Raw genomic sequence first — 24,904 nt, forward strand, 5'->3', positions numbered from 1 at the left:
AAGGATGAATCGATATGTGTGGAATCGTAGGTTGGATTGATTGGGAAAAAGACCTTTCCCAGGAGCGTCCTGTTTTACATGCCATGACCCAGTGTTTGACGAATCGCGGCCCTGATGCAGAAGGCTTTTGGCTCACTCCTCGGGCAGCGTTTGGGCATCGTCGCTTAGTCGTTGTCGATCCGGCTGGAGGCCAACAGCCGATGGCGGCAATCCATAACGACTATGCATGTACCATGATCTACAATGGGGAGCTGTACAATACGGAAGATTTGCGCGCGGAGCTGCTAGCTGCCGGTCATACCTTCCAATCCCATTCCGATACGGAAGTCCTGCTGCACTCGTACCTCGAATGGGGTACGGAATGTGTAGCTCGCCTCAATGGCATTTTCGCCTTCGCCATCTGGGATGAACGCTACCAGCGCCTTTTTGTTGCACGTGACCGCATGGGCGTCAAGCCGTTGTTTTACGTACAGCGCGGGAGCTCTTTCCTGTTTGCCTCCGAGCTGAAATCCTTGCTCGCCCATCCCGATGTAAGGCCGGTGCTCTCGCGCGAAGGACTGGCTGAAGTTTTCGCGATTAGTCCTGCCCGTACTCCCGGCCATGGCGTCTTTCGGGATGTCCATGAAGTTCGCCCAGGCTATTCGTTCGTCGTCACTCGCGATGGCTTGAAAAAACAACGCTACTGGCAGCTGGAAAGCCACCCGCACACCGATGATGCAGAGGAAACCGCCCGAAAAGTAAGGGAGCTGGTAACCGATTCGATTCATCGTCAGCTCGTGGCAGATGTTCCTGTTTCGACCCTCCTGTCCGGTGGATTGGACTCAAGTGTTATTACGGCCGTGGCTGCACAATCCTTTCAAAAAGAAGGACGCGGGCAGCTGCACACGTATTCCATCGATTATGTAGACAATGCCCGTCACTTTCAGGCGAGTGCTTTTCAGCCCAATGAGGATGCTCCATTCGTCAAAGTGGTTTCCGACTTTTTAGGCACCCAGCATCACAACATCGTCTTTGACACCCACGAGCTGATCGATGCGCTCAAAACGGCCACCCTCGCCCGCGATTTGCCGGGGATGGCAGATGTAGATGCTTCGCTGTACCTGTTTTGCCGCGAAATCAAAAAAGAAACCACCGTCGTGCTCTCTGGTGAATGTGCAGATGAGGTATTTGGCGGCTATCCCTGGTTCCATCGGAAAGAGATGCTGAATGCCGGCACTTTCCCTTGGGCGAGAGCAACGAAAGAACGCGCCTCCTGGCTTTCTCCAGAGCTTCGGGACTGGGTGAATCCAGAAGAGTACGTAGCTATGCGCTATGAAGAAACACTCGATGAAGTCCCTCAGCTTCCTGGCGAAAGTCCCTTTGAAGCACGCCGCCGGGAGATGTTTTACCTGAATATTACCTGGTTCATGAATACCCTGCTGGACCGCAAAGACCGTATGAGCATGGCGGCAAGCCTTGAGGCTCGTGTGCCTTTTTGCGATCATCGCATCGTCGAATACGTATGGAACATCCCTTGGGCGCTGAAAACGTACGGAAACCGCGAGAAAGGCATCCTGCGAAAAGCCATGGAAGGCATTTTGCCTGATGAAGTGCTCTACCGCAAAAAAAGCCCGTACCCGAAAACGCACAATCCTTCCTATACAGAGGGAGTTCGCACCTGGCTATTGGATATATTAGGAGACCCTACCTCGCCCTTGCTCCCCTTGATCGATGTTCCTACCATTCGGCGGATCGCGGAATCGGATGCACAGGCGTCCAGTATCCCGTTTTTCGGTCAACTCATGAGTACTCCGCAGCTGTTTGCCTATCTGGGGCAGCTTGATTACTGGCTGCGGGAATATCACGTTTCCATCGAAGCATAATGGATGTGCGCCTTTCAAGAGCAAAGCTCCTCGACCCCAGGCTTACGGGGTTTTGAGGAGCTTTTGTCTTCCATTGGATTTGGATTTGGACTTGGACTTGGACTTTGGAGCTGCTGTCGAATTTACCAATGGCTTTGCCGGGGGCTTCGCTTTTGCTTTTGCCTTTGCATTTGTGTTTGTCGCAGCAGGTGGCCGATAGCGTCGATCGTACTCCTTGCCTGAACGCTTCATGATCATATACGGGGCAGTGGCTCCTACGCGAACAAAACGATACTCTACGCGTACCTTCCTATTGCCTCCTACTAATACCGCAGATACGACCTTCTGATTCGGCTGGTTTAATTTGAGCTGCAGAGTTTGGACATTCGTGGGAAAGACAGGGATCTCTCCGTACGGGATGCACAGCTTCCCTTTTACCAGACGCAGATTCAGATTTCGGATCAACGTTTCACTCAGCTGTCTTCCCCAATATCGGCGAAAGATACGGGAAATCTTTCGCTTCGAGTTGTACCTCTCGGGCAAAGGTGTAAAATCTACGCCATTGACCGTGTAAACAGGCTTTCCTCTCGGCGAGGTGGCTATCTGGGTCCAGACTTGTTCGGCCGCATGGATAAACTGTTTGAACATGCGCAATTCATCCAAGGAATTCACCTCCTCCATAAACCCTATGGAAAAGGGCTTATGCTAGTACGCCCTTTTGCTAACCATTTTTCCAAGGGGAAAAGAAGAGCGGGACAAATGCCGCAAAAAAGGCACCCACATGGTGGGCGCCTTCCTTCTTTTTATCGTTCTGCGACGACGATCACATATACCTGACCGTTTTCGTTGGTCCACAGGTCGATCTTGTCTGTGGTTTTGATATCCTCTTCGTCCAGTTCCGATCCATCGTAATATTTGATCTGTGCATCCTCTGTCAGCTTCAGGCTGCTGGATACATCTGTAAAAAAGACGTACTTGTCTCCGTTGACACGCGATTCAATCCCGACGAATTTCACTTCGCTCTGCGCCTTTTTCCCTTTGGCGGTAGCACCAGTTACTTCTCCGTCACGGTTCAAGGTCAGCGTAGCGTATTCGAACTGGTCCAGATCCGCTACGGCGTCCTCATCTGTTACATCGTACTTTTTACCGTTCAACTCTACTTCAGCAGATACCACTTTTCCATCCTCTTTGCGCACTTCTACGGAGTCGACTACCCCACTCACGGTTTTCGGCGCGCCGGAGACTGCTTTTACTTTTCCTGCATTATTCAGTGTCAGTGTATATTCCTTGTCATTGGACGCGGCATTGCTGTCAATGGTGACTCCCGAAGCCAGCTGATACACTTTACCGTTTACGGTGATCTTGTCTCCGGACTTTTTGGTTACGTAGCCTACTACCGTTTGTTTTTCCAAAGTCAGCTCCACGATGTCTTTGGTGCCGACGTTGTACTTCCATGTGATGATTTTATAGTCGTTCAATTGGTTGGCCCCAATCGAGGTTGGAGACACATTTTGTTTATCGATGGTCAGCTTTGCCGTTGTCAGGATCTGATAGGATTTCCCATCGACCTTGATGGTAGCGAGCTTCGCAGGATTGCCGGATTGATAAGCCGTCGTGCCCTCGATGAGCTTGTTGCTGGCTACGCCGACACCTTGCTCCACTTTGGTCAGGTTGCCGTTTTCATCAAAGGTCAGGATCGCCACTTGGCCGTCCTTCAAGTCATCCAGCTCGTTTACCTCGTCTTCATCGACGTACAGCTCCGTATCTTCCAGTACCTCGTACTCTACCCCATCAAAGCTGATCAGATTCTCATCCGTGTCGATCCGGATGGAGTCGGTGACGGAGAGCTTGGTTACAGTAACAGCAGTCACTTTTCCATCGACATCAAGTGTGAGTTCCACGAGATCGCCTTTTTCGATGTCTGCGAAGCTGCTCGATGCCGCTTTTGCTTGCGGGTGAGCTTTCTCCTTCACGGATGCAGCGGAAGTGAGCGTGTACGTCTCGCCATCGATTTTGATTTCCTTTTTCGCACTAGAGCCGCTCACGGACGATACTTTTTCTACGACCCCGGTTGTGGTGTTTTGCGAGAAGGTAATAGACGATACCTTGCCATCCTCATCGATGACAGCCACGAACTTTTGTCCAATCTGGCTGCGGGATACGTTTACCCCATTTTCTACCTCTAGCAGCACTTCCTTGCCGCCGACGATCGCTTTGAACTTTTCCTCGTCTCCTACGGCTGTGGTAGGGTTCAAGCCTGTCTTCACAACGCCCTCAACGATATTGGCATCTGCCGTCGATACGGTTAGAAACCCGACTTTTCCGCTTTTTACGATGTATTCGACCTGTGCCCCTACTACAATATTTCCGTAAACTTGTGCAGAATCAGGGATCGCCAGCTCACTGCTTTTGCCAACCAGCTTCAGCTTTTTGGAAGCTTTGTCATAGGAGGCAACTGTGCCTTTTTCTACAGGCAGCTTTTTGACCGTGCCCTCTGCATTGCCATCTTTGTCGTAATAGGCGCCATTTGCATATACCGGTGTTTCCATAAATCGATCTGTGTATTTCGCAACAATATCGCGTTTGGCTGAAATCGTCGGCGTTTCTTTTGCCTCGTAAATGCCCGCTTTGTCTGCCGCCAGCAGATACGGGTAATACCATTCACCTGTGCTAGCAGGGTTCACGCTGATTTTCAGGCCCTGAACGTACACGGTCAACGCTTCTGCAATTTTTACCTGATTGTCTGGCTTGAACGTTCCGTCTGGGTAGCCTTTAATAATACCTTGGGATACAGCCAGATTGATGTACCCAGTTGCCCAGTGACTAGCTGGCAGGTCTTTAAATGCGGTCTTGCCCTTCAAAAGATTTGCCTGTTCATCGGTATAACCCATTGCCAACACGGCGATCTTGGCAAACTCTGCGCGTGTCACTTCTTTGTCTGGTTTGAATGTTCCGTCTGTATAGCCTTTCAGTACACCTGCGTAGTTCAGCTTCAGGATCGCATCCTTGTTTGCGTTCTTGGCGATGTCAGACAGTGGCAGCGCACTTGCCGCAAAAGCAGAATGTGGGACCAGCAGCATGCTCGCAAGCATTGCCGTTGTCACTATTTTTTTTAGATCTTTCGCAGATCGTGATTGGTTCATTTTCAATTCAATCCCTCCATTGCAATTAGATAGCCCGTATATTTTCTCTGTCTTTTCTTGCCCTTGGTTCACTTTTTTTGATTTTTCTTTGAAAGAGGGGGCAAGTGATCTATTTGACGAGGATAATCTCTGAAATGTTGCATGTCGTCTCCCTGCCAACTTATGCCAGTCCAAAGCCCATTTCTTTTCGCTCTCTATCTTTCATAAACAAATCAAAAAAACCACCTGAAAAACTCAGGTGGTTTTATCTTTCATTCCAGCAGGAAATGCTATAAGCCAGGTTCTGTTTCTCTCGTGCTGCAAGCGGGTTGCCCCTCGCACATAGAGCGGTAGCCATCTATCTATGACGTCAATGACGCCATCCGTCCCTACGTTCAGTTCCTTCAGGACGGTTCCCCTACCAAATTTGGGTTTCTCGCTCGCAGGGTTTACCGCGTTCCATCTTTTCTGTCGCCAGAAAAGCTACGTTTCTGTGGCACTTTCAGCGTACTCAGGCCTCAGAGAGAGCCTTTTCCACGCCGTCAGCGAAGCGAACCTCGCTGCCCTGGTTTGCACCAGGTACGAACACTCCAAGCATCTCAGCTTGGGCGAGCCTGGACTTTCCTCTACTGCCGATCGAAAACGACCGCAGCAGCGACTACCCACATTTCCTGACATCAGAATCAGTAATAGTAACTTTATCATACGCCGCCTGATCGGTCAACTAAGCCAATTCTGGAATGCCAGCCAAATTGTTCATTCCTTGAAAGCTGTAGTACAATGAATAGGTGACAAGGAGGGTTGAACGTGATTACCATTACTTCACTCGCAGCAGCACGCCTCTCCCTGTTGATCGCGGAAGAACCGGATGCGCAGGATCTAGGAATCAAGCTCATTCCGACAACAACGGGTTGTGGAAGCTTCACCTACAGCATCGCGATCACAGAAGTGACGAGTCGTGATCATGTCCTGGATTTGAGTGGAATTCGCTTTTTGTACAGAGACGAAGAAGCGGAGCAACTGACAGGGACCGTCATCGACTTCGATGCGAACACCGGTCGCTTTTCCATTATTCATCCCCGGCCGTTGCAAAACGATTGCCCAACGTATATGAATTAGGAGGATATTATGTTACTGCTCTCATTTGAAGATATCAAACCGCGTATTCATCCATCTGTCTTCCTCGCAAAAGGAGTGGTCGTCTCTGGCGATGTAGAAATCGGCGAAGACTCCTCTATCTGGTACAACACCGTGATTCGCGGCGATATTGCCCCTACTGTGATCGGCCGCCGAGTCAGCGTACAGGATAACAGCACCTTGCATCAAAGCCCGAACAATCCACTGATCTTGGAAGATGAGGTTACAGTTGGACACAACGCTGTCTTGCACAGCTGCATCGTTCGCCGTGGTGCATTGATCGGTATGGGCTCCATCATTATGGATCGTGCAGAAATCGGTGAGGATGCTATGGTTGCAGCTGGCGCTCTCGTCCCGCCGGGCATGAAAGTCCCTCCCCGCTCCCTCGTTGTCGGAAATCCGGCAAAGGTCAAGCGCGAGCTGAACGAGGCCGATTACAAAGAGCTCGTCCGCATCCGCCAGTCGTATGTCGATAAAGGGAAAACCTACCGTCAGTTGGAGCAAACACCTTTAGAGCGTGAATAGCTTCCCTGCAAAAAAGCCGCTGCGGAGCGGCTTTTCTCCTTTCTTTTGATTTCGCTCCTTGCAAAAAGTGCGCTGCCCCCTTCCATAAAGCGGCAGTGTGTCGCCTCTACCGCTTCCTCGATCTTTCCTTTTCTGCGTCATATACGCGGATCAACTGCCTGATCCCTTCCCTCAGCTGTTGCTCACTCATGTAAGAATAGCTCAACCGAATCCACGACTTAAGCTCCCTCTGCGGATCACAGATCGACCCGGGCACAAAAGTGATCGACTTCTCCTTGCATTGCCCCAGCAGCCTTTCCATCCCGATCGTTGCCGGCAGCTTCACCCACAGATTAAACCCGCCAGCCGGGCTTGACCATTGCCAATCGGTGGCTCTCATTTCATCCTCCATGAGCTCTTTGCGCACCGACAGCGCGATTCGGAGCTTTTCCAGATGCTGCTGCATGCGTTCCGAAAAGAAATAGTGCAAAAAGATTTTTTGGTTCAGAAAAGGGGTTCCACTGTCAGAAAGCGATTTTGCACGCAGCAATAGCTTCATGATCGGCTCCCGGCAAGATACCGAAGCAATACTCAGCCCCGGAGCGATATACTTGCTAAAGCTGCGGATGTACACGACCACTCCGGAAGTATCGTACGAAAATAGCGGCAAAGGAGGCTCTTCTCCAAAATACATGTCCCGATAAGAATCGTCTTCCATGAGTAGGCAGTGATAGTGAGCGGCTAATTCCACGAGCCGTTTTCTTTGCTCTGTCGGCACCGTATAGCCTGTCGGATTGTGAAAGGTGGGATTCAGGTAGAATAGCCTTGGCTTGTGTATCTGCATAAGCTTTTCGATCTGCTCCAAATCATATCCGTTCTCTGTGATCTCAACAGGCAAAATGGTCGCACCTTGTCTCCGGAACACATCAATAGCCGGGCTGTAGGTCGGTCTCTCCAGCAGGACGACGTCACGCGGCTTAATCAGCACTCTTGCGGTCAGATCGATGGCTTCCTGTGAACCCGCTGTGATCAGCATTTCTTCCGCTGACAGATAGAAACGGAAGCGATGAACGAAATAGTGGCATAAGGCTTCTCGCAGCTCCAGATCTCCCTGTGTAGTGGAATAGGTTCCCAGAACTTTTGGATACAGATCAAACACTTTTTTCACGTATTCAGAGAAATAAAGATTGGGCAAAAGATTCGGTTCGAGCAACGCTTTTGAAAATTGATACGTTGCCTGGACTTGATGAATTTCCGAAAGATGGCTGTCCTGTACATAGGCAGTGATAATAGGGTCTTGCCGAGCCTCCACTGGCAACGAGCTGCCCGGCTGAACATAGTACCCTGATTTATCTTTTACATACACCTTTTGATTTTGCTTCAACAGCTGGTATGCTTTAAATACCGTAAGCCTGTGCACATTGAATTCCAGCGCTAGCGTACGCACCGATGGAAGCTTTTCGTGCTCCTTCCACTCTCCGCGCACAATCCGCTCCAGGATATAATCGTAAATTTGCTCAAACAGTTTGTCTGAATGATCATGGGAGAGAAAACCCCGTTTCATGTCAGCCCCACTCCTTTCCTTTCCATTATGCATGCATTCCATTCTATCTGTTCTGTTCTTCGCCATCTGTTCTATTCCCTTTCCTTTATGCTAGGGAAAAGGAGGAATTGTTATGGTGCTTTTCCAGTATGTCGTCATGTGTTTAATCTTTGGAACGACCTTTTTGGCCATTAAAGTGGGGATTGACGCAGGTGCAACTCCCTTCTTTTCCGCAGGCGTACGCTTTTTTCTGGCAGGCTTGATCTTGTTTGGGTGGATGTTCTGGAAAAAGAAAGCGAATCTTCGCCTGCTGCTGGGCAAAGAAATGTTTCTCACGGGTTTTTGCCTGACCTTTGGCGTTTTCGCTTCGTTATATTGGGCAGAACAGTACCTAAGCTCAGGCATTGCAGCTATCTTATCCGCTACAGCCCCTCTGATGATTCTGCTGCTTCAGTCCAGGACTTTTCGTCAGAAGCTGAATTTCACAGCCTGGGCAGGTTGTATCGTCGGCTTGGCGGGTGTGGTGATCCTGCTGCTACCCGGCCTGACCGTCAGCTTTAACAAGCTATGGTTAATCGCGTGCTTCGTAGTCTTGTTCGGTCAAATTTTTTATGCCAGTGGTACGGTGTACTCCCGAATCGTCATTCAGCGTTTTCGAGAAACCTCTCCCATTGCACTGAATGCTGCCCAGATGATGCATGGCGGGCTTCTCTTATTTCTGCTTTCTTTGTTTACCGAGGACGTACACATCGGGACGCTGTTCGCTCCCCAGGCTTCCCTCTCGCTGCTTTATTTGATTATCGCCGGCTCTATGATGGGGCACACGATCTTTTACTGGCTCGTGTCCAAAACGAATCCCGTATTTCCTTCTACGTGGCTGTATATCTCTCCATTAATTTCTCTTTGTCTGGGTCATTTTTTGTATAACGAGCCGCTTACCCTTTTGTCGTTGATCGGTGGGATTGCCATTATTGCAGGCATCATTCTGGTCAATCTGGACAATTTGAAAAAGGTGGTGAATCAAAGACAGCGCATGCTGCCAACAGTTGGTGATCACCGGTAGCGTCCCTTCATCCTCAAGCCATGTCTTTCGAGTGACAAGGATAAAGAATCAGGATACAATGATAAGGTTACCAACAGGCCATCTTTCGGGATCGTGTGGATTCCATCCGGAAATTTGACCATGAGAAGAGCTACTTCTTACGGTCTTTTTTGTCTAGAACGGGATCGCCTAATTTTGGAGGGGAAAACAACGACAGAAATGGAGGGTGCAGGATGAGGGACTATTTATTCATAAGCGACTACAGGCAAAACGAAACATGCAGGGAGAGCTTTAATCAGCTCGCTATGCAAGTATTTCAGCTGGATTTTCGCAAGTGGTACAACCAGGGATTCTGGACTGACGATTACATCTGTTACTCCTATATGGACAAGGATCGAATCATTGCGAATGCTTCAATAAATAAAATGGTCGTAACGGCATATGGCAAGGAGTATAAGGCACTCCAAATAGGCACGGTAATGACGCATCCAGACTATCGTCAGCAAGGACTGTCCGCCAAATTGATGCATCATATCATCGATCAATATGAGAGAGAGTATGATTTTCTTTATTTGTTTGCAAATGATACGGTCCTCGACTTTTATCCGAAATTCGGTTTTGAGAAGGTGCAAGAAAGTCGTTTTTTCCTAAATACAGCGGAGCTTACCAAGCATCCTCGCCAAAAATCCGCCCTGCGCAAGTTAGACGGCAGCAACGAGGCTGATCTTGCGTTGATGCAGGAATTTGCCCATGAAAGAATACCTGTATCGACACGATTGGGAATAAAGAATAACCCGTCCCTTTTGATGTTTTATTTCCTGCTGGCTTTTCCAGATGAAGTTTATTATGTAGAAGAAGAGGATGTGATTGTCCTCTTTTCTCAAACGGATCGTCATTTGAACATTTTCGATATCATCAGTAAACGGCCGTTCGATGTGGAGCAAGTCGTCAGCCATCTGATTCATGCAGATACGAATACCATCCAGTTTCACTTTATCCCTGATAATGACAATCAGAATATTGTGTCTGCCAGGATTACAGAGCCCCACGATACCCTGTTCGTCCGTCCATTCTTATTCGATGATCAGCAGCCGATTTTGTTTCCGCTAACATCCCATGCCTAATCCGAACGAAAAAGGCCGCCTGCTCTCGTCGCCAGGCGGCCGTATCTATTCGCGTTACTTTACTTCCTGCAGACGCTCTTCCAGACGATCCCATGTTTCGGTGATGCCTTGCAGCATTCCCATATCGATGACGGTCTTAAGCGACTCTGCGGACACATATTCCCCACGGTTGACCAGCTTGGTTTTGCCTTCAAGATCAATAAATTCCAAGGTGACCTTAGTCGATGGCAATTCCTCGTTCACATTTCCTTCGGCGTCCGCAAAGTAGTCCGTGTAGACGATCTTTTCCGGCTCTACTATTTCCGCATAAACGCCTTTCCCCCAGGACTCCATACCGAAAAAATCACCCTGGTTCTGATCGACGCACTTCATGCAGTAATGCCATACGCCACCTGGACGGAAATCGATGCTGCAGACGGGCACTTCCCAGCCTCTCGGTCCCCACCAGCGCTTGAGATGCTCAGGCACTTTAAACATCTGGAAGACAAGCTCACGCGGCGCATCGAATACGCGCTCCAGCACCAATACCCGTTCGTTCTCAACACGTGAAACCATTGAGCTGTTTGTCACTGTAATTCCTCCTCAAGGATTTGCTTGATTTTTATTTTCCTTGCCCTGCAATTCCCGCAAATACTCTTCCAAATTGTCAAATCTGCTTTCCATGACACTTTGGAAGGACTTAACCCAAGTATCCAGTGCTTGAAAAGGCTCCGACCTCAGCTTGTAAATACGCCTGTTGGCCTCTGCCTTCACTTCCAATATCCCGTTTTCACTCAGAACCTTCAAATGCTTGGAAGCCTGGGGCTGGCGCAACCCCAACCGGTCGGCGATTTCCCCTACCGTCAAAGGACCGTCGCGCAAGAGTTCAACGATCTGCATTCGATTTGGTTCGGCCAAAGCACTCAACGTCGCTACTTCCATGACAGGCTTATTCCCTGGCATGCTGCTCACCTCGTCATCCGATCTTCTTGGGTATCGTCCCCCTAATCGCACTTGTCGTCTATGTGTTACTTGCAATATACATCACAAGGAATATTCTTGTGAAGGAATATTTAAAAAACAGAAAAGGCACCGTCTCTGTGCCGATGCCCCAGCGCGCTCGCTTGTTATGCGGCCTGCCATTCTTTTTCCCGGATATGCTCGAATAAGATGTAGGAACGTAAGGCTGTCTCCAGGTGAATCCGATCCGGCTCCTTGGTCGTTAAATGCTTCTGGAAAAACTCTGAAAGCTTATACGCAAACCCGCAGTATTTGCGCAAATAGCGCTCACCGAACATTCCAGCGAGCAGAGTCGCTATACCGGCAGCCACACTCCATTCCAAAGGGAGCAACAAGACCGTGAGCAAAAAACCGACGAAAAACCAAACGACTAAATTTGTTGAGCAGCCTGCATTGACGATATTCGCCTGCGCAACCTCCTCGAGTGCACCCATTGATTTTTTCCCGTAGTGGCTAAATACTTTATGCTCCGCCCCATGAAACTTTTTCATGACACTGGGAAAGACGAAATGAAAGCCTCCTATGTAGACAGCCACCCACATGGGGTCAACGATCTCCAGGGAAGGGTACAAGAAAGCTGCAACCACATAAGCAGCCAACAGGAAATGAAATAGCTGATAGTACCAAGGAAAGGAGAAAAAAATCCGAAGCCATAGCTTGCCGATGGTTCGAATGGTTATTTTTTCCGCCCACAAATGGATAACTCCGTCTTTTACTTCCGCACAAGCCAGCACATTTCGATCGTGAAACAGCACTCCACGACTAAAAGACATCCCCATAATCATCTGTTAGCTATTCTCCTTCCGCTCGAATGTCGTTATAATAGGTTGAATGTACGCAGAATGAAGGAGGTTTCAACAATTGATCCGCATGGTTCCAACTACACCACTTACACCAAGGCAAGATCCATGGGAGCCGCTGTTCAATGCGACACCACCCAGTTACAAATTGACCAGCGTCGAATTTACTGTAACGAATCTGTGCAATCTCCGCTGTGAGCATTGTGCTGTTGGTGATACATTGCGTTACAAAGACGATCCTGCTCTCCCCGTCGACCTCATCCTTCGTCGATTGGATGAAGTCAGCGATTTGCTCACTCTCAGTATAACAGGCGGAGAACCGATGTACAGTGAACGTACGGTCAAAGAGGTCATCCTGCCCATCCTGAAGTACGCGACAAAACGCGGCTTGCGAACGCAAATCAACTCCAACATGACGATGCCCTTTTCTCGTTACGAGCTAATCCTGCCCTACATAGATGTCATGCATATTTCATGGAACTGGTCTACGCCAGAAGAATTCCATGATATTGTTTACGCAAAAGCGAGACAGTCGGTTTCATCCAAACAGGCAGAAGCCCTCTTTACAGGTATCATGGAGAGCTCGAAAAAGCTGGCGGAAGCTGGTGTCTTTGTCTCAGCGGAGACGATGCTGAACCATCGCACTTGGCCGAAGCTTGCGAAGCTTCATGAGCAAATCCAGCAGATGGGCGCTTGCCGTCACGAGGTTCACCCTATGTATGCGAGTGATTTCGCCCGTGAGCTGGATGTCCTTTCCCTGGATGAATTGCGGGCCGCCGTTCATCAGATGCTCGATATTCGCAACGAGGATTTGTGGATGCTCTTTGGCACTCTGCCCTTTTTCGCATGCAGCTCCCTAGAAGAGGATCGGCAGCTGATCAAGCGCCTGCGGGAAGCCCCCAATGTGACGACGCGCAACGACCCAGACGGACGTAATCGCTTGAACATCAACATCTTTACTGGCGAAGTCATCGTTACGGACTTTGGTGATGTGGAACCGCTTGGCAATATTTCGAGCGACCGCCTCCAGACCATGTTTGATAAATGGCAGGCCCATGCGCTAAACCAAAAAATCAACTGCTTCTGTCCAATCGCCAGCTGTGCGGGTCCGAACTTGCTCGTTGCCAATACCTACTATCCCGAAACAAACTTTACAGAACGCAAGGCTTTGGTCTAAACGGGCAACCTAAGGGTAGAGGTGATTGTACATGAGCAGACGCAGACGCCCTCTAGTCGCGAACTCCCAATCCGGCCTGGACGCCTTGAAAGCACGAGTTGCTCAGGTAGCCGACCCGAATGCGGCCAAATATGAAGTCGCCCGTGAGTTGGATGTCCCGTTGCAAAAAGGATATAACGGGCAGCTTAGCTCCCATGATGCGGGCCGGATTGGGGGAAGATTGGGTGGCGGCATGGTGAAAGAAATGGTCAAAATGGGCATGCAAGCGATGCAGAACAATCAGCACCCTTAAGGCTTGGTCCGTTTTTCTGATGAATATGACGAAAGAACCCCCTGCATTTTTTGGCAGCGGGGTTCTTTACGTGACTCGTTTAGCGAAGTCGATCCAGCTTTTTGGCACTAGGCTTACGTGGTCCAAGCATCGTCTTGCTGATCGAGTTCACCTTGTGGAAGGAATCAAAGACGTTATCCAGCACTTCCACCAGTTCACGAATCTGCACCACTTTTCCATAGACGCCCATGAAGTGGTGTTTCACCGTTTTCCCGTTCAGTCCAAACATGGCCGCACCTCCTCTTGGTCCTCTCCTATCACCCTATGCAGAAACCCGTATAAGGGAAATCGTGAATTCAGAAAAAAATAAAGGACACACAAAATGCCCGAAGGCAACTTTCGGGCATTTTCCGTACGAAGCTATCATTATGTCCTTGGACGAGGGGTCGGGGTTGTAGTCGGGCGTGGACGAGGTGGTGGTGCCGGTGGACGCTCCAGATTGGTTACTCGATTTTCCACACGTGTCATTCTCGTTTCCAGCCGATCTACGCGATCATTCAGCTTGGTGTAGTCATCGCGCAATGCATCTACTCGATACTCTACACGCGTCAAACGGCGGTCGAAATCACTCATGGGCGGCGGGGTTGGGGCAGGCGTCGCAGCTGTTGGGATGTAGATTGTCTGTCCGACGTAAATGTAATAAGGATATGCGATATTATTTACGCGGATCAATTCTTGTACAGGTACCCCAAAGCGGGCAGCGATGCTGTTGAGTGTATCACCCGCACGGACTACATAGTTCACTCGCGATCACTCCTTCTCGGTATCCTTTCGCTATTAACCTATGCCCGCCCGCAAACGCCGAACCTAAACCAATACCCATTTTTCAGAAGAATGGTCAAACACCCAGTATATACGCCGTGCCATTTTCACCTTGCACAGGCGCGCATACGAAAAAAGCCTCCAGCACCACACAGGTGCCAGAGGCTTTCCAATCTTCTTATTTAAATACCGGTGCAGCAAATTGCGCCAATTTTTCAAAGGAAGTCTTCTCTACGTCTGCGTGCAAGCTGTTGCCATGCGAATCCATCGTAACGATCGCAGCAAAGCCCTTCACGCGCAGATGCCACATGGCTTCTGGAATACCGAATTCCATAAAGTCTACACCTTCTACTTTTTCCAAGCATTCTGCGTAGTACTGTGCGGCTCCACCGATTGCATTGAGGTAAACAGCTCCATGCTCACCCAGTGCTTTCAGTGTTTTTGCACCCATACCGCCTTTTCCGATAACGGCACGGATACCAAACTTTTTAATGATGTCGCCTTGATATGGCTCCTCGCGAATGGAGGTAGTCGGACCAGCAGCTTTTACATGCCACTGGCCTGCTTCGTCTTTCAGCATAACCGGACCACAGTGGTAGATGATGCCACCGTTCAGGTCAACAGGGCAATCATTTTCCATCAAGTAGCTGTGCAGCGCATCGCGTCCTGTATGCATTTCGCCGTTGATGATTACCACGTCGCCCACTTTCAGGCTACGGATTTGCTCTTCGGAAATAGGAGCTTGCAGGACAACCTCTCTGCGCTCTTCTTTCTCTTCAGCTGCTACCACTGAAGTCAGGTCCATTTTTACTTCTTCGTCTTTGTACAGGTAACGGAGAATTTCGCCTGTTTCCGCGTTCAGGCGTACGCCTTGGCGACGGAATGCCCAGCAGTTGTATGCTACCGATACGAAGAAGCTTGCTGGCAGACGGTTTTCTACCCCTACTTTACAGCCAAGCAAGGTAGCGTTTCCACCAAAGCCCATAGTACCGATACCCAGCTGGTTTGCGGTTTCCATGATGTAGCTTTCCAGCTCAGCCAGTTCCGGAATCGGGTTCACATCATCCACTTTGCGGAACAGCTGGTGTTTTGCCAGAGCATAGCCGGATGTGCGGTCGCCACCGATCCCTACGCCAATGAAGCCTGCAGAGCAGCCTTGACCTTGGGCTTGGTATACCGCATGCAGAATGCATTTACGGATGCCATCCAGGTTGCGGCCTACTTTGCCGAGACCTTCGAGCTCACAAGGCAGGGAGTATTGAATGTTTTTGTTCTCACAGCCGCCGCCTTTGAGGATCAGCTTGATCTCAATTTCATCTTCTTCCCATTGCTCGAAGTGAATGACAGGAGTACCAGGTCCGAGGTTGTCCCCTGTGTTTGCTCCCGTCAAGGAATCTACGGAGTTGGAACGCAGCTTCCCTGTTCTGGTCGCCTCCGCGATCATTTCCTTGATAGCCTTTTTGATAATCAGCTGGTTCACGCCAACCGGTGTTTTCACTTCAAATGTCGGCATGCCAGTATCCTGACAGATTGGAGAAACGTTTTCTTCAGCCATGACTACGTTTTGTGCAATTGTCGACAAAGAAAGCGCTGCGCGAGTGCCCAAATCTTCTTGCACTTTTGCGGCATTGACCGCACGACGTACGTCCGGTGGCAGGTTTGTGGACGTATCCGTGATCAGCTCCAGGATGCTTTGCTTCAACTTTTCCATCTATGACGCCCCTTTTGACGAAGTGGTGTGATTGGTATCATAAACCGCCTATTATTATAGCACACGCTATCTCCCCTGTCCGTAGATTGTGCGGGAAGAAGTGTGAAACATTTGCTGAAGCTCTTCGTCTTATAGACAGTGAACTACAGAGAAACAAAAAAACGAATAGGGGGAATACGATGAAAAAAAGCTGGCGCGCTCTGCTCGTCGCTGCAAGCTTTACGCTGGCGATCATCCCGTTGTTCGGGGGAAATGGCGCGATGGGAGAAGAAGCACCACCCCATCCCAAGGAAGGCCTCCCCGTTGTCGGATCCTACACTCAGCTGAAAAAGCTGTTGGAGACTCAATGGCAAAACCAAAACACCATCGTTTACGCACCTGTCATGGAGTCAGCCGCGGTCTCTGCCGCTCCGCAAGCAAAGACAAGGGAGGCTTCCCTTGATTATTCGACGACCAACACGCAGGTGCAAGGAGTAGACGAAGCGGACATCGTCAAAACAGACGGTTCTCACATCTATCAAGCGACTGCCCAGGAAGTGCGAATCATCCAGGCGTACCCGGCCACCCGTATGAAAATCAGCAGCCGCATCACCTACGACAACGGACTCTTTCATCCTGTAGAGCTGTATGTAGATGGCGATCAGCTGGTCGTTATCGGTCAAAATAGGGAGTCCGTCAACCAGCCGGCTCCTTTCGTTTCCAAACGAAGACTTCCTACCTATCACGAAAAGCAAACGGTCAAAGCCATGATTTACGACATCCGTGACAAGTCCCACCCACAATTGACCCGTCAGGTGGAGGTAGAAGGCCAATACCTCACTTCTCGTAAAATTGGTCCGAACCTATACGTAACGGCCAATCAGTATGTAAACACGTACGAGATCTTCGAGGGCAAAGAGGAGTTTCCCGGCCCTCTCTATCGGGACAGTGCCCAGAGTGATCAGTATCAAACGGTTCCCTATTCGGACATCCGCTACTTCCCTGAAAACGTTCAGCCCGACTATTTAATGGTAGCTGGTGTCAATCTGGATCGCCCGCAGCAAAAAATGTACTTGCACACGTATCTGGGTGCTGGGGAAAATGTGTATGCTTCCACAGATCGTCTGTATGTAGCCGTCACAGAGTATGAAGCCCCCTCGAAAAATGCACAGACAGCTCAGTTCATGCCGGTACCGCTGAAGTCCGATACTACCGTCTATCGCTTTGGAATGGCAGACGGTTTGCTAACGTACTCAGGAAAAGGAACCGTTCCTGGCCGTATTCTCAACCAGTTTTCCCTCGACGAGCACGACGGGTACCTGCGCATCGCAACGACTACCGGGGACATGTGGCGTACGGATGAAAACACGTCCAAAAACAATCTGTACGTGCTAGACCAGAAGCTGCAGACATATGGGAAGCTGGAAGGCATCGCCCCCGGCGAGCGCATTTTCTCCGTTCGTTTCATAGGAAACCGCGCTTACATGGTCACCTTTAAAAAGGTAGATCCTCTGTTTGTCATCGATCTGGCGAAGCCGTCTTCTCCATCTATCCTTGGTGCTCTGAAAATTCCTGGATACAGTGATTACTTGCATCCGTATGATGAAAATCATATCATCGGCTTCGGGAAGGACGCGGAATCGGACAAGGATATGGCTTTCTATCAGGGGATGAAGATCGCGCTCTTCGATGTGACCGACGTCAAACATCCAAAAGAGCAGTACAAGACCGTCATCGGCGACCGCGGGACAGATTCTGAGCTTTTGGCGAACCACAAAGCTCTCCTCTTTTCCAAGGAAAAAGAGCTGCTCGCCTTCCCTGTGACCGTCATGGAATGGACTGCTGAGCAGAAGGCCCAAAACGACATTCACGCATATGGACAGTTTGCCTTCCAAGGAGCGTATGTCTACCAATTGAATCTGAAATCTGGCTTTACGCTCCAAAGTAAGATTACCCATCTGTCTGATGAAGAAATGAAAAAATCAGGCGACGGCTGGTATAACAGCCAGAACAATATCAATCGGATTCTCACCATCAACGACACGCTCTACACGGTCTCTGAAGGGAAAGTGATGGCCCAGGATCTATCTGGCAAACGCCAGCTCGCTACTCTTCCTCTGACGAAATAAAGGCAACTCTCTGTCATGCTGACAGGTTCTGTGCTAAGATGGATGAGTAGAAGCAGCTGGGAAGAGAGGGTGTCAACTCCGTGGATTATTTGAATCTGAATCTGACATCAACTTTGGCGGGGGTTGCGGTCGTGCTCGTGGTCATGTTTATCCGACTGCATTGGCCTTTCCGCTTTCAATATATGGCCAATCTGAACAAGCGGCGCGCAAATGTCAGGCTCCGCTGGCTGGATGCCTCGTACCGAAAAAATCGTTCGCGCGCAGTCGCTATGCTGGATAAATCCACCCATGAAATCATGACGGGCAATTATGAACTAGCGGAAAAGTTCATCGTACAGGGAATTCATGTTTGCAAAGATCAGCCCTCCCTGTTCAACCAAGCCATGATTCACTATTTGTTCTACAACCTGGCCATCGTCTACTATTCCTCCGGTCGCTACAGCGAAGCGCTGGAAGTCGCTTTTCGCATCTATCAGCGCGATCAAGGCATGACAGATTCGCTGGCGCTCATCGCTTGTTCGCACGCTCGTCTGGGAGAAGTTGAAAGTGCGTGGGAAGCCTATCAGCTGATCGCTTCCAAACGCTCTGGCCGTGAATGGAGACTATTTTGTCTGGCTGAGATCGAAGCAGCAAAAGGAAATTACGAACGCGCCCTCACCCACCTGCGTCAATTAATGGGCAAATCTTCATCCAGTTTTCTGCATTTGAACCGTACTGAGCTGGAGAAACGTTTGGAAGAATGGCAAAAAGCATCCACGCAAGCAGGATAGCAAATAGGAGTCAATTGGAATCACAAGCCGCACAATCGTTTTGGCTGTGCGGTTTTTCCTTTGTTTGGAGGCGAATTTTTGCTGCGTCAATGCGCTCCCATAAGTTCCTAGCAAATGTGGAATTCTTGTAAGAAGGGGTTACATATTTCTCCCGTATGTACACCCTATACTGTTTGGCAGATAAGCACGAAAGAGAGGGTCAACTCTATGAAAAAGTTCGATGTATCCATTCTCACTGTATCCGTATTAATCCTCGGCCTCGCTGTCATCGGCGTGTCTCAAGCAAAAGGTACTGGGACAGCTTCTTCCGATCCAGTGGTAGCCAAGATTGGTGATACCACGATTACTCAAAATCAAGTATATGATTCCATCAAGCTCAAATCGGGTCCGAACGCCATGACACAGCTGGTAGCTGCTGAGCTTTACCGACTCGAAGGAAAAGCCCAAGGCGTTACCGTGACTGATGAGGAACTGGACAAAGTCATTAACCCGATTAAGGAAAAGCTGGGCACGGCAGATAAATTCCAGGAGTACCTGGACGGAAAAGGCGCGACGGAAGCCGAGTTCCGTGAGAAGACGCGCTTGATCATCCTGCGTGACAAGCTGCTCGAGAAAGCTTTCCCTGTCACCGAGGACCAAATCAAGGCCTACTATGAGAAAAATAAGGACAAGTATGAAAAGCAAACACTGGAACAAGCTCGTCCTGACATTACCGAAAAAGTAAAAGATAAAAACAGAAGAGCCAACATCGACAAATGGCTGGAAGATCTGCACAAGAAATACAACGTCGAAATCCTCGATCCGGCTCTTGTAGAGAAAGAGAAGAAAAAATAAGCACCCACAATAAAAAGACTTGTGTCGGCGAGAAGTGTCAGCCGTCCAAGTCTTTTTGCTTGCTATCCGCGAACGATCGTCAGGATCTCTTGTATAAAAGGGACGATATTCCCTTTCAAAATCGGTCCGTGTCCTGTCGCCAATATTTCGATGGGCCAATCCAGCAAAATTTCCAGACCTTCCGCATACTCAACAGCGCGCTCCGGCTCTTTTGCCTTCCACATCTGAATATATTGCTTATACGCCTCGCGATCGTCGGGCAGATCCCCTTCCACGCTGCCAAGCTCCGCATCCGGAAAACAAAGGTGATCGCCTGTAAAGCAGACCTTCGATTGCGGGTCGAATAAGGCGACAGATCCTTCTGTGTGATAGGACAATTGTCGAAAACGAAGCGATGGAAGATCTCCCCCAGAACCGGTAAACGTATGGCCGAACATCGTTTGGGAAAAATCGTCCAGCTCGTAGTAATCATCCAGATGAATCCAGTTGATCCGGGATGGAAACAAGTCGGCGTTGCCGATATGATCAGGGTGGCGATGGGTAAAGTATACATACTCTATTTTTTCTGCCGATGCCCCGATATCCTCAAGCGATTTTTGAAAAAAGGCCCGATGCTTCCGCAATTGGGAATCAATCAACACAAACGCGTCACCCTGTTTGATCACATAGCTATTGATGTAGCTTTTCCATGCTTCTTCATAGGTGATGATCGCCCAGGTGGAGTCTGCGATCGGTGCAACCACATTGGTCATGCCTCCATCTCTCCTCTCCTCCCAGATTCAGTTCCTTACACCTATTATACACAATCATAAGCTCGCGTGCTTTCGCCAATAAACTTAGCGAACGATCGCCTCTTCGCCGAGACTGATCCAGGAACGTCCCTGCGAACGGTGGATATTTACGCTCACTCCGAAAAACCGTGACAGCTCGTCCGTTGTCAGAACCTGATCGTTCTCACCTGCCTGATACACTTTGCCATCCTTTAAGAGCAGGGTGTGGGTAAAGCAAGGCAAAATTTCTTCGATATGATGGGTGACGTACACCAGTGCCGGTCCGCCCGGTTGTTTTGCGATCTGCTCGATCATGGCGAGCAGCTGCTCTCGAGACAGCAAATCGAGTCCTGTACATGGCTCGTCCAAAATCAACAGACGAGGCTTGGCCATGAGCGCACGGGCGATCAGCACTTTTTGCCGCTCCCCTTGGGAGAGAGCGCCGTATGGCCGATTCTTCAAATGCACACAGCGAAACATCTCGAGCAGCTCCTGTGCCTGCTGCTTGTCCTCCACTGTTGGAGCTGTGTACAGGCCAATCGTCGCTTCCCTGCCGCTCAGAATCACGCGAAAGGCCGTCTCATGCTCGTGAAGCTGTGACATCAGCGACGTGCTCACCCACCCGATTGATTTGCGAACCTCCCGCAGGTCAACGGTTCCGTAGAGATTGTCCAGAACACTGACTTCCCCTTTTGTCGGCCATGTGTATCCACTGATAATTTTCAGTAGACTCGTTTTTCCGGAACCGTTTAACCCTACCAGACACCAGTGCTCCCCTTCACTGACCTGCCAGTTAATCTGGTCCAGGATAGTCGTCTCATCGCGCTGCCAGCTGACATTTTTCACATCGATAATCATGATTTCTCCACTCCTGTCTCTCTCTATGTGTCCCGTAATGTTCTGATTATTACGAGTATAACCGTCATTTCCTGATCGATCAATTCATTTTGTACCACGAGAGAGCTTGAATTCGACAAGCTTCTGCTTCAAATAGTAATGGTCCTGACTTGATTGATTGCACGTAAACACGGAATAAAGAAAACCTCCGTGCATAAACGCACATGGAGGCTTTCTGGTCATTCCTGAAATTAGAACTTCCCTTGGATCTTAAAGATAATTTCTGCAAAGAGGGTGGCGAAAAGGAATGTTCCCGTGAACACTACCAGGGAAACGACTACAATTCTCCAGCTGAGCTGTTTGAACAAGTGAATATCTTTCCCCAGAGACAGCCCTGCGTAGGCAAGGATCGGTGTCGCAAGCGCCAGCAGATTGATTTTACCGATAGCAGCGGCGGTGAATGCATTCCCCGGGAAGAAGGGAGACGTTGCAATCATCGCGAACAAGGAAATCCACACGATGACCGGCGACTTGAAGGGCAGAATTTTCGTGAAACCCATCCCAATCACTGTAATGAGTGCCAGCAAAAGAATACCTGGCAGCGATTCCATCGGAGGCACCTGATAGCCAATCCAGTTACCTATGAGTGCAATTACGCCAATGAGTAAGATCGTCAGTATTTGATTCATGCGCTTTTTTGCCCCCCTACGTTGCTGTTTTTACTCTTGCGTCCGATGATTGGCTCGAGCCATGCATACAGGCGCTGGGTGAGTGGGAGAGAAACAAAAATACACACATACGTACCGATGATGCTCATCATCAGATTGGCAGCGCCGGAATAGAAAGCAATGTCCTTTGCCGCGTCTGGGAAAATAACCGCCAGAGAGCCTGTCGCTGCTGCCATCATACTACCGGAACCAACAGCTGCTCCCATCGCGAGTGAGATCGGATGGAACAACCCGCTGCTTCCTAGCAAGCTGGCCAGAATGGACATGTAGATCGCACCGAACAGCGTACCGCAGATGTAGACCCCGAGCGCACCACGGGCTTCTGCAGAGTTCGCGCCGAACTTTTCAACCACGATTGCGAGATTCGGTTCACGGTCGAGCGAGTAGGTTGCCCCGATCGCTTCCCGTTTCAATCCGAGCCACAGGGCAATCGGCAGCCCCAGGGCAATTGTTCCGACGATATGACCTACTTCTTGGAACAAAAGCGATACGCCAGAGCCCATCAGCTTCGGCAGCTCAGGACCGATATTTGCCCCCAGTTTGCAAATAAAAAGGAAGAAAGAAAGTCCCAAAATATTTGCTGCCACATTCATTTCGTTTTCTTTGAGCCATTTGAATTTCGGCCAGCTGATAAAGCCCCCGAGAACCAGTGCATAAAGCATCGGGAACAGAGCGATCACGCCAATTCCGATGTTGATTTTTTTCGTACCGATAAACTCGGTTAGAGCTACCAGTACGAGTACAATGAAGTGCAGCTTGAATACATTAACGCGTTGCTCCATCATGATGTACCCCCCAGTACGATCTTTGTTGTTATTTCATTACCACTTTCTCAGCTGCACGAAGGAATAGCTCTACTCCTCGAGCGAGGCAATCTTCATCGAAGTCAAAGCGCGGATGATGATGGGGATAAGTGAATCCCTTTTCCGGGTTGCCCGCTCCCAATTGAATGAAGCAGCCTGGTGCTTTTTCCAAATAGGCTGAAAAATCTTCTCCCGGCATAAGCGGGTCAATATAAATGATTTCTTCTTCGCCCCAGCCCTCACGGATGGTCTCTTCCATCAGCTTCGTGACGGCAGCGTCATTGATGACGGACGAATAGCCCAATGAATAGTGGAACTCGTAGGAAGCTCCATGCGCATCCGTTACGCCTTTGACGATTCGTTCGATCCACATCGGAATGTTCTTGCGGATTTCTGCGTCAAAACAGCGCGTAGATCCGGTTAACGTCAAAGTATCCGGAATAATGTTGTAAGCGGTCCCTGCATTCAGCATCGTTACGGAAATGACCACTTTCTCCAAGGCACTCACATGGCGGGAAACAATTTGCTGCAAATGGTTGATGACTTGCGCCCCGATCACGATAGGATCTACGGTCATTTCAGGTTGGGAGGAATGCCCGCCCACTCCTTTGATCGTGATATCGAAACGGTCTGTGGATGATGTCAACGCCCCGTAGAGAACACCGAATTTCCCCACAGGCATGTAAGACGCCAAATGGATACCGATGATGGAATCCAAGCCGTCGGCAGCGCCTGCCTTGACGATCTCCGCAGCTCCACCTGGCGGCAGCTCCTCTGCATGCTGGAAAAAGAATCGAACTTCACCCTTGATCTGTTCCTTGTATTGAGACAAAATCTTGGCCGTCCCTAAAAGCATAGCGGTATGGCCGTCATGGCCACATGCATGCATCACACCCGCTTCGGAGGAAGCATATGGCACTTGATTTTCTTCCTGAATCGGCAAAGCATCGATATCGGCGCGAATTCCAAGTACAGGACCAGGCTGTGCACCGATAAGACGTGCCACAACACTCGTAGCAGTGGGACGACTAATCTCCAGATTTCCAAAGGACGATAATGTTTCGTAAATATACTGAGATGTTTTATTTTCCTGAAAAGAGAGCTCAGGGTTTTGATGCAGAAAGCGGCGCCATGCGACGACTTGATCCGCGACTTCCGCTGCCAATGACTCTGCATTCCAATTCAAGGTCAACCACTCCTTTTTGTCGATCATTCACAATAGTTAAGTATAATTAAAAATAATAACCTTTTGTGAATATACCATGATTACATAGAAATGACAAATGTCCTTTTTAGGTGGACACTTTTTTTAGTGAGCCTCCTATTCTTTCCGATTTATTAGATAGTTTAGTCAATTTAGCTGAACATGTCCACGCTAAACAAACATTATGAATGATAAAATAAATTTAACTGAAGTTTTTACTAAACTAAACACTCGTGAAACCCCATTCAAGATCTGAGCACAAAAAAACCAGCCAATTATATTTTCCTTCTCTGGAAGAGGCTGGTTCTCGATTTGATTTCATTGATTGACTGCCACGATGACAAACTTCTTTTCTTTTTCCCTCAGCCAAAGCTCTCCGTTTCCCACCATGACTCCCTGATAATTGACAAACGTATTCTTTACATCCTGCTGTAAGAGTGCCTGCTTCACTTTCTCCGTCATAATCCGGTCATACTCGGCAAGAAATTGCTTCTCTGTCGCAATCAATCGACTCTGTCCATCCTTGTTCACGCGAAGCGGATATTGCACATGGTTCGCGATAGCAGCCTTATTCCCTTTTGCCACCCAGACCTGGAGCTTTCTATAGAAAGCTTCAAATGCTTGCGGATTCGTGATGCCGGCTACCTCATATCGATTCGCCGTCTCCTGTGCAGCCACGACGAAGACTCCCCACTTCCCCCAAGCTGGTCCATACAACAGCCCAGATACGATGCCCATCACCAATAGTGCTCTCCTT

Annotated in this window: 25 protein-coding genes and 1 other RNA gene; 10 read left to right on the forward strand and 16 right to left on the reverse strand. The window is 49.3% G+C overall.

Going from position 1 to position 24,904, the window contains the following annotated elements:
• Positions 1 to 14: 14 nt before the first annotated feature.
• Positions 15 to 1,862, forward strand: coding sequence for an asparagine synthase (glutamine-hydrolyzing) (gene asnB, locus EDM55_RS13195; protein WP_092268003.1), 1,848 nt, complete (start codon positions 15 to 17; stop codon positions 1,860 to 1,862).
• Positions 1,863 to 1,904: 42 nt separating this feature from the next.
• Here asnB and EDM55_RS13200 read toward each other — a convergent pair whose 3' ends face one another.
• The 3 genes from EDM55_RS13200 to rnpB all read right to left on the reverse strand — a co-directional run bounded on the left by EDM55_RS13200 (position 1,905) and on the right by rnpB (position 5,633).
• Positions 1,905 to 2,513, reverse strand: coding sequence for an IseA DL-endopeptidase inhibitor family protein (locus EDM55_RS13200; protein ID WP_246070820.1), 609 nt, complete (start codon positions 2,511 to 2,513; stop codon positions 1,905 to 1,907).
• Between the two features lie 131 nt (positions 2,514 to 2,644).
• Complete coding sequence (locus EDM55_RS13205) at positions 2,645 to 4,984, reverse strand: S-layer homology domain-containing protein (protein WP_246070821.1); 2,340 nt, start codon at positions 4,982 to 4,984, stop codon at positions 2,645 to 2,647.
• A gap of 267 nt (positions 4,985 to 5,251) precedes the next feature.
• Positions 5,252 to 5,633: RNase P RNA component class B (gene rnpB, locus EDM55_RS13210), an RNA gene on the reverse strand.
• Between the two features lie 137 nt (positions 5,634 to 5,770).
• Between rnpB and EDM55_RS13215 the strand changes: the two genes are divergently transcribed.
• Both EDM55_RS13215 and EDM55_RS13220 read left to right on the forward strand, forming a co-directional pair.
• Positions 5,771 to 6,082, forward strand: coding sequence for an iron-sulfur cluster biosynthesis family protein (locus EDM55_RS13215; protein ID WP_092268000.1), 312 nt, complete (start codon positions 5,771 to 5,773; stop codon positions 6,080 to 6,082).
• A gap of 9 nt (positions 6,083 to 6,091) precedes the next feature.
• On the forward strand, positions 6,092 to 6,625 hold the full coding sequence (locus EDM55_RS13220) for a gamma carbonic anhydrase (protein WP_092267999.1): 534 nt from the start codon (positions 6,092 to 6,094) through the stop codon (positions 6,623 to 6,625).
• A 106-nt stretch (positions 6,626 to 6,731) separates the two neighbouring features.
• Here EDM55_RS13220 and EDM55_RS13225 read toward each other — a convergent pair whose 3' ends face one another.
• Positions 6,732 to 8,168, reverse strand: a complete 1,437-nt coding sequence (locus EDM55_RS13225; protein ID WP_092267998.1) for an aminotransferase-like domain-containing protein — start codon at positions 8,166 to 8,168, stop codon at positions 6,732 to 6,734.
• Between the two features lie 112 nt (positions 8,169 to 8,280).
• On the opposite strand from EDM55_RS13225, the gene EDM55_RS13230 reads away from it, so the two are divergent.
• Complete coding sequence (locus tag EDM55_RS13230; protein WP_092267997.1) at positions 8,281 to 9,210, forward strand: DMT family transporter; 930 nt, start codon at positions 8,281 to 8,283, stop codon at positions 9,208 to 9,210.
• A gap of 212 nt (positions 9,211 to 9,422) precedes the next feature.
• The gene (locus tag EDM55_RS13235) at positions 9,423 to 10,313 is read left to right on the forward strand and encodes a GNAT family N-acetyltransferase (RefSeq protein WP_092267996.1); all 891 of its coding nucleotides are present in this window, start codon (positions 9,423 to 9,425) and stop codon (positions 10,311 to 10,313) included.
• A 54-nt stretch (positions 10,314 to 10,367) separates the two neighbouring features.
• Here EDM55_RS13235 and EDM55_RS13240 read toward each other — a convergent pair whose 3' ends face one another.
• From EDM55_RS13240 to EDM55_RS13250, 3 genes are all read right to left on the reverse strand, one after another.
• Positions 10,368 to 10,883: an SRPBCC domain-containing protein gene (locus EDM55_RS13240; RefSeq protein ID WP_092267995.1), complete on the reverse strand. Its 516-nt coding sequence runs from the start codon at positions 10,881 to 10,883 to the stop codon at positions 10,368 to 10,370.
• Between the two features lie 12 nt (positions 10,884 to 10,895).
• Positions 10,896 to 11,255 carry an ArsR/SmtB family transcription factor gene (locus tag EDM55_RS13245; protein ID WP_092267994.1) on the reverse strand — a complete coding sequence of 120 codons (360 nt, stop codon included), beginning with the start codon at positions 11,253 to 11,255 and terminating at the stop codon, positions 10,896 to 10,898.
• Between the two features lie 164 nt (positions 11,256 to 11,419).
• Entirely contained in the window at positions 11,420 to 12,097 is a 678-nt protein-coding gene (locus EDM55_RS13250; protein ID WP_092267993.1) for a DUF1385 domain-containing protein, read from the reverse strand.
• 76 nt (positions 12,098 to 12,173) lie between these two features.
• On the opposite strand from EDM55_RS13250, the gene yfkAB reads away from it, so the two are divergent.
• Together yfkAB and EDM55_RS13260 are read left to right on the forward strand one after the other, a co-directional pair.
• A complete protein-coding gene (yfkAB, locus tag EDM55_RS13255) occupies positions 12,174 to 13,289 on the forward strand; it encodes a radical SAM/CxCxxxxC motif protein YfkAB (RefSeq protein ID WP_092267992.1) in 1,116 nt (371 codons plus the stop codon).
• A 31-nt stretch (positions 13,290 to 13,320) separates the two neighbouring features.
• Entirely contained in the window at positions 13,321 to 13,581 is a 261-nt protein-coding gene (locus EDM55_RS13260) for a small, acid-soluble spore protein, alpha/beta type (RefSeq protein WP_092267991.1), read from the forward strand.
• Between the two features lie 79 nt (positions 13,582 to 13,660).
• On the opposite strand, the gene EDM55_RS13265 is transcribed toward EDM55_RS13260, so the two are convergent.
• The 3 genes from EDM55_RS13265 to EDM55_RS13275 all read right to left on the reverse strand — a co-directional run bounded on the left by EDM55_RS13265 (position 13,661) and on the right by EDM55_RS13275 (position 16,093).
• Complete coding sequence (locus EDM55_RS13265) at positions 13,661 to 13,849, reverse strand: hypothetical protein (protein WP_092267990.1); 189 nt, start codon at positions 13,847 to 13,849, stop codon at positions 13,661 to 13,663.
• Positions 13,850 to 13,986: 137 nt separating this feature from the next.
• Positions 13,987 to 14,364 carry a LysM peptidoglycan-binding domain-containing protein gene (locus EDM55_RS13270; RefSeq protein WP_092267989.1) on the reverse strand — a complete coding sequence of 126 codons (378 nt, stop codon included), beginning with the start codon at positions 14,362 to 14,364 and terminating at the stop codon, positions 13,987 to 13,989.
• A 196-nt stretch (positions 14,365 to 14,560) separates the two neighbouring features.
• Positions 14,561 to 16,093, reverse strand: coding sequence for a fumarate hydratase (locus EDM55_RS13275; protein ID WP_092267988.1), 1,533 nt, complete (start codon positions 16,091 to 16,093; stop codon positions 14,561 to 14,563).
• 179 nt (positions 16,094 to 16,272) lie between these two features.
• Here EDM55_RS13275 and EDM55_RS13280 point away from each other — a divergent pair, with 179 nt between their 5' ends.
• The 3 genes from EDM55_RS13280 to EDM55_RS13290 all read left to right on the forward strand — a co-directional run bounded on the left by EDM55_RS13280 (position 16,273) and on the right by EDM55_RS13290 (position 19,805).
• Entirely contained in the window at positions 16,273 to 18,201 is a 1,929-nt protein-coding gene (locus EDM55_RS13280; RefSeq protein WP_092267987.1) for a beta-propeller domain-containing protein, read from the forward strand.
• Positions 18,202 to 18,281: 80 nt separating this feature from the next.
• On the forward strand, positions 18,282 to 18,971 hold the full coding sequence (locus EDM55_RS13285; RefSeq protein WP_092267986.1) for a tetratricopeptide repeat protein: 690 nt from the start codon (positions 18,282 to 18,284) through the stop codon (positions 18,969 to 18,971).
• A gap of 207 nt (positions 18,972 to 19,178) precedes the next feature.
• On the forward strand, positions 19,179 to 19,805 hold the full coding sequence (locus EDM55_RS13290; RefSeq protein ID WP_092267985.1) for a SurA N-terminal domain-containing protein: 627 nt from the start codon (positions 19,179 to 19,181) through the stop codon (positions 19,803 to 19,805).
• Between the two features lie 62 nt (positions 19,806 to 19,867).
• Here the strand turns inward: EDM55_RS13290 and EDM55_RS13295 are convergent, their stop codons facing one another.
• From EDM55_RS13295 to EDM55_RS13320, 6 genes are all read right to left on the reverse strand, one after another.
• On the reverse strand, positions 19,868 to 20,557 hold the full coding sequence (locus EDM55_RS13295; protein ID WP_092267984.1) for an MBL fold metallo-hydrolase: 690 nt from the start codon (positions 20,555 to 20,557) through the stop codon (positions 19,868 to 19,870).
• A gap of 84 nt (positions 20,558 to 20,641) precedes the next feature.
• Positions 20,642 to 21,433, reverse strand: coding sequence for an ABC transporter ATP-binding protein (locus EDM55_RS13300; RefSeq protein ID WP_092267983.1), 792 nt, complete (start codon positions 21,431 to 21,433; stop codon positions 20,642 to 20,644).
• A gap of 230 nt (positions 21,434 to 21,663) precedes the next feature.
• Complete coding sequence (locus EDM55_RS13305) at positions 21,664 to 22,101, reverse strand: hypothetical protein (RefSeq protein WP_092267982.1); 438 nt, start codon at positions 22,099 to 22,101, stop codon at positions 21,664 to 21,666.
• A complete protein-coding gene (locus EDM55_RS13310; RefSeq protein ID WP_092267981.1) occupies positions 22,098 to 22,925 on the reverse strand; it encodes a DUF3100 domain-containing protein in 828 nt (275 codons plus the stop codon). Before EDM55_RS13310 ends, EDM55_RS13305 begins: the two co-directional genes overlap by 4 nt.
• Positions 22,926 to 22,953: 28 nt before the next feature.
• Positions 22,954 to 24,129, reverse strand: a complete 1,176-nt coding sequence (locus tag EDM55_RS13315; RefSeq protein ID WP_170184314.1) for an amidohydrolase — start codon at positions 24,127 to 24,129, stop codon at positions 22,954 to 22,956.
• A 336-nt stretch (positions 24,130 to 24,465) separates the two neighbouring features.
• Positions 24,466 to 24,885, reverse strand: a complete 420-nt coding sequence (locus EDM55_RS13320; protein ID WP_246070826.1) for a hypothetical protein — start codon at positions 24,883 to 24,885, stop codon at positions 24,466 to 24,468.
• Between the last annotated feature and the right edge of the window lie 19 nt (positions 24,886 to 24,904).

The sequence above is a fragment of the Brevibacillus centrosporus genome (assembly GCF_003710815.1).
Classification (GTDB): Bacteria; Bacillota; Bacilli; order Brevibacillales; family Brevibacillaceae; genus Brevibacillus; species Brevibacillus centrosporus.

Excerpts from the sequence above, each read along its gene's own strand:
- asnB (WP_092268003.1), top strand. The coding sequence starts at position 15 with ATGTGTGGAATCGTAGGTTGGATTGATTGGGAAAAAGACCTTTCCCAG.
- EDM55_RS13205 (WP_246070821.1), bottom strand. The coding sequence starts at position 4,984 with ATGAACCAATCACGATCTGCGAAAGATCTAAAAAAAATAGTGACAACG.
- EDM55_RS13220 (WP_092267999.1), top strand. The coding sequence starts at position 6,092 with ATGTTACTGCTCTCATTTGAAGATATCAAACCGCGTATTCATCCATCT.
- EDM55_RS13225 (WP_092267998.1), bottom strand. The coding sequence starts at position 8,168 with ATGAAACGGGGTTTTCTCTCCCATGATCATTCAGACAAACTGTTTGAG.
- EDM55_RS13230 (WP_092267997.1), top strand. The coding sequence starts at position 8,281 with ATGGTGCTTTTCCAGTATGTCGTCATGTGTTTAATCTTTGGAACGACC.
- EDM55_RS13235 (WP_092267996.1), top strand. The coding sequence starts at position 9,423 with ATGAGGGACTATTTATTCATAAGCGACTACAGGCAAAACGAAACATGC.
- EDM55_RS13245 (WP_092267994.1), bottom strand. The coding sequence starts at position 11,255 with ATGCCAGGGAATAAGCCTGTCATGGAAGTAGCGACGTTGAGTGCTTTG.
- EDM55_RS13250 (WP_092267993.1), bottom strand. The coding sequence starts at position 12,097 with ATGATTATGGGGATGTCTTTTAGTCGTGGAGTGCTGTTTCACGATCGA.
- EDM55_RS13260 (WP_092267991.1), top strand. The coding sequence starts at position 13,321 with ATGAGCAGACGCAGACGCCCTCTAGTCGCGAACTCCCAATCCGGCCTG.
- EDM55_RS13265 (WP_092267990.1), bottom strand. The coding sequence starts at position 13,849 with ATGTTTGGACTGAACGGGAAAACGGTGAAACACCACTTCATGGGCGTC.
- EDM55_RS13275 (WP_092267988.1), bottom strand. The coding sequence starts at position 16,093 with ATGGAAAAGTTGAAGCAAAGCATCCTGGAGCTGATCACGGATACGTCC.
- EDM55_RS13280 (WP_092267987.1), top strand. The coding sequence starts at position 16,273 with ATGAAAAAAAGCTGGCGCGCTCTGCTCGTCGCTGCAAGCTTTACGCTG.
- EDM55_RS13290 (WP_092267985.1), top strand. The coding sequence starts at position 19,179 with ATGAAAAAGTTCGATGTATCCATTCTCACTGTATCCGTATTAATCCTC.
- EDM55_RS13295 (WP_092267984.1), bottom strand. The coding sequence starts at position 20,557 with ATGACCAATGTGGTTGCACCGATCGCAGACTCCACCTGGGCGATCATC.
- EDM55_RS13300 (WP_092267983.1), bottom strand. The coding sequence starts at position 21,433 with ATGATTATCGATGTGAAAAATGTCAGCTGGCAGCGCGATGAGACGACT.
- EDM55_RS13305 (WP_092267982.1), bottom strand. The coding sequence starts at position 22,101 with ATGAATCAAATACTGACGATCTTACTCATTGGCGTAATTGCACTCATA.
- EDM55_RS13310 (WP_092267981.1), bottom strand. The coding sequence starts at position 22,925 with ATGATGGAGCAACGCGTTAATGTATTCAAGCTGCACTTCATTGTACTC.
- EDM55_RS13320 (WP_246070826.1), bottom strand. The coding sequence starts at position 24,885 with ATGGGCATCGTATCTGGGCTGTTGTATGGACCAGCTTGGGGGAAGTGG.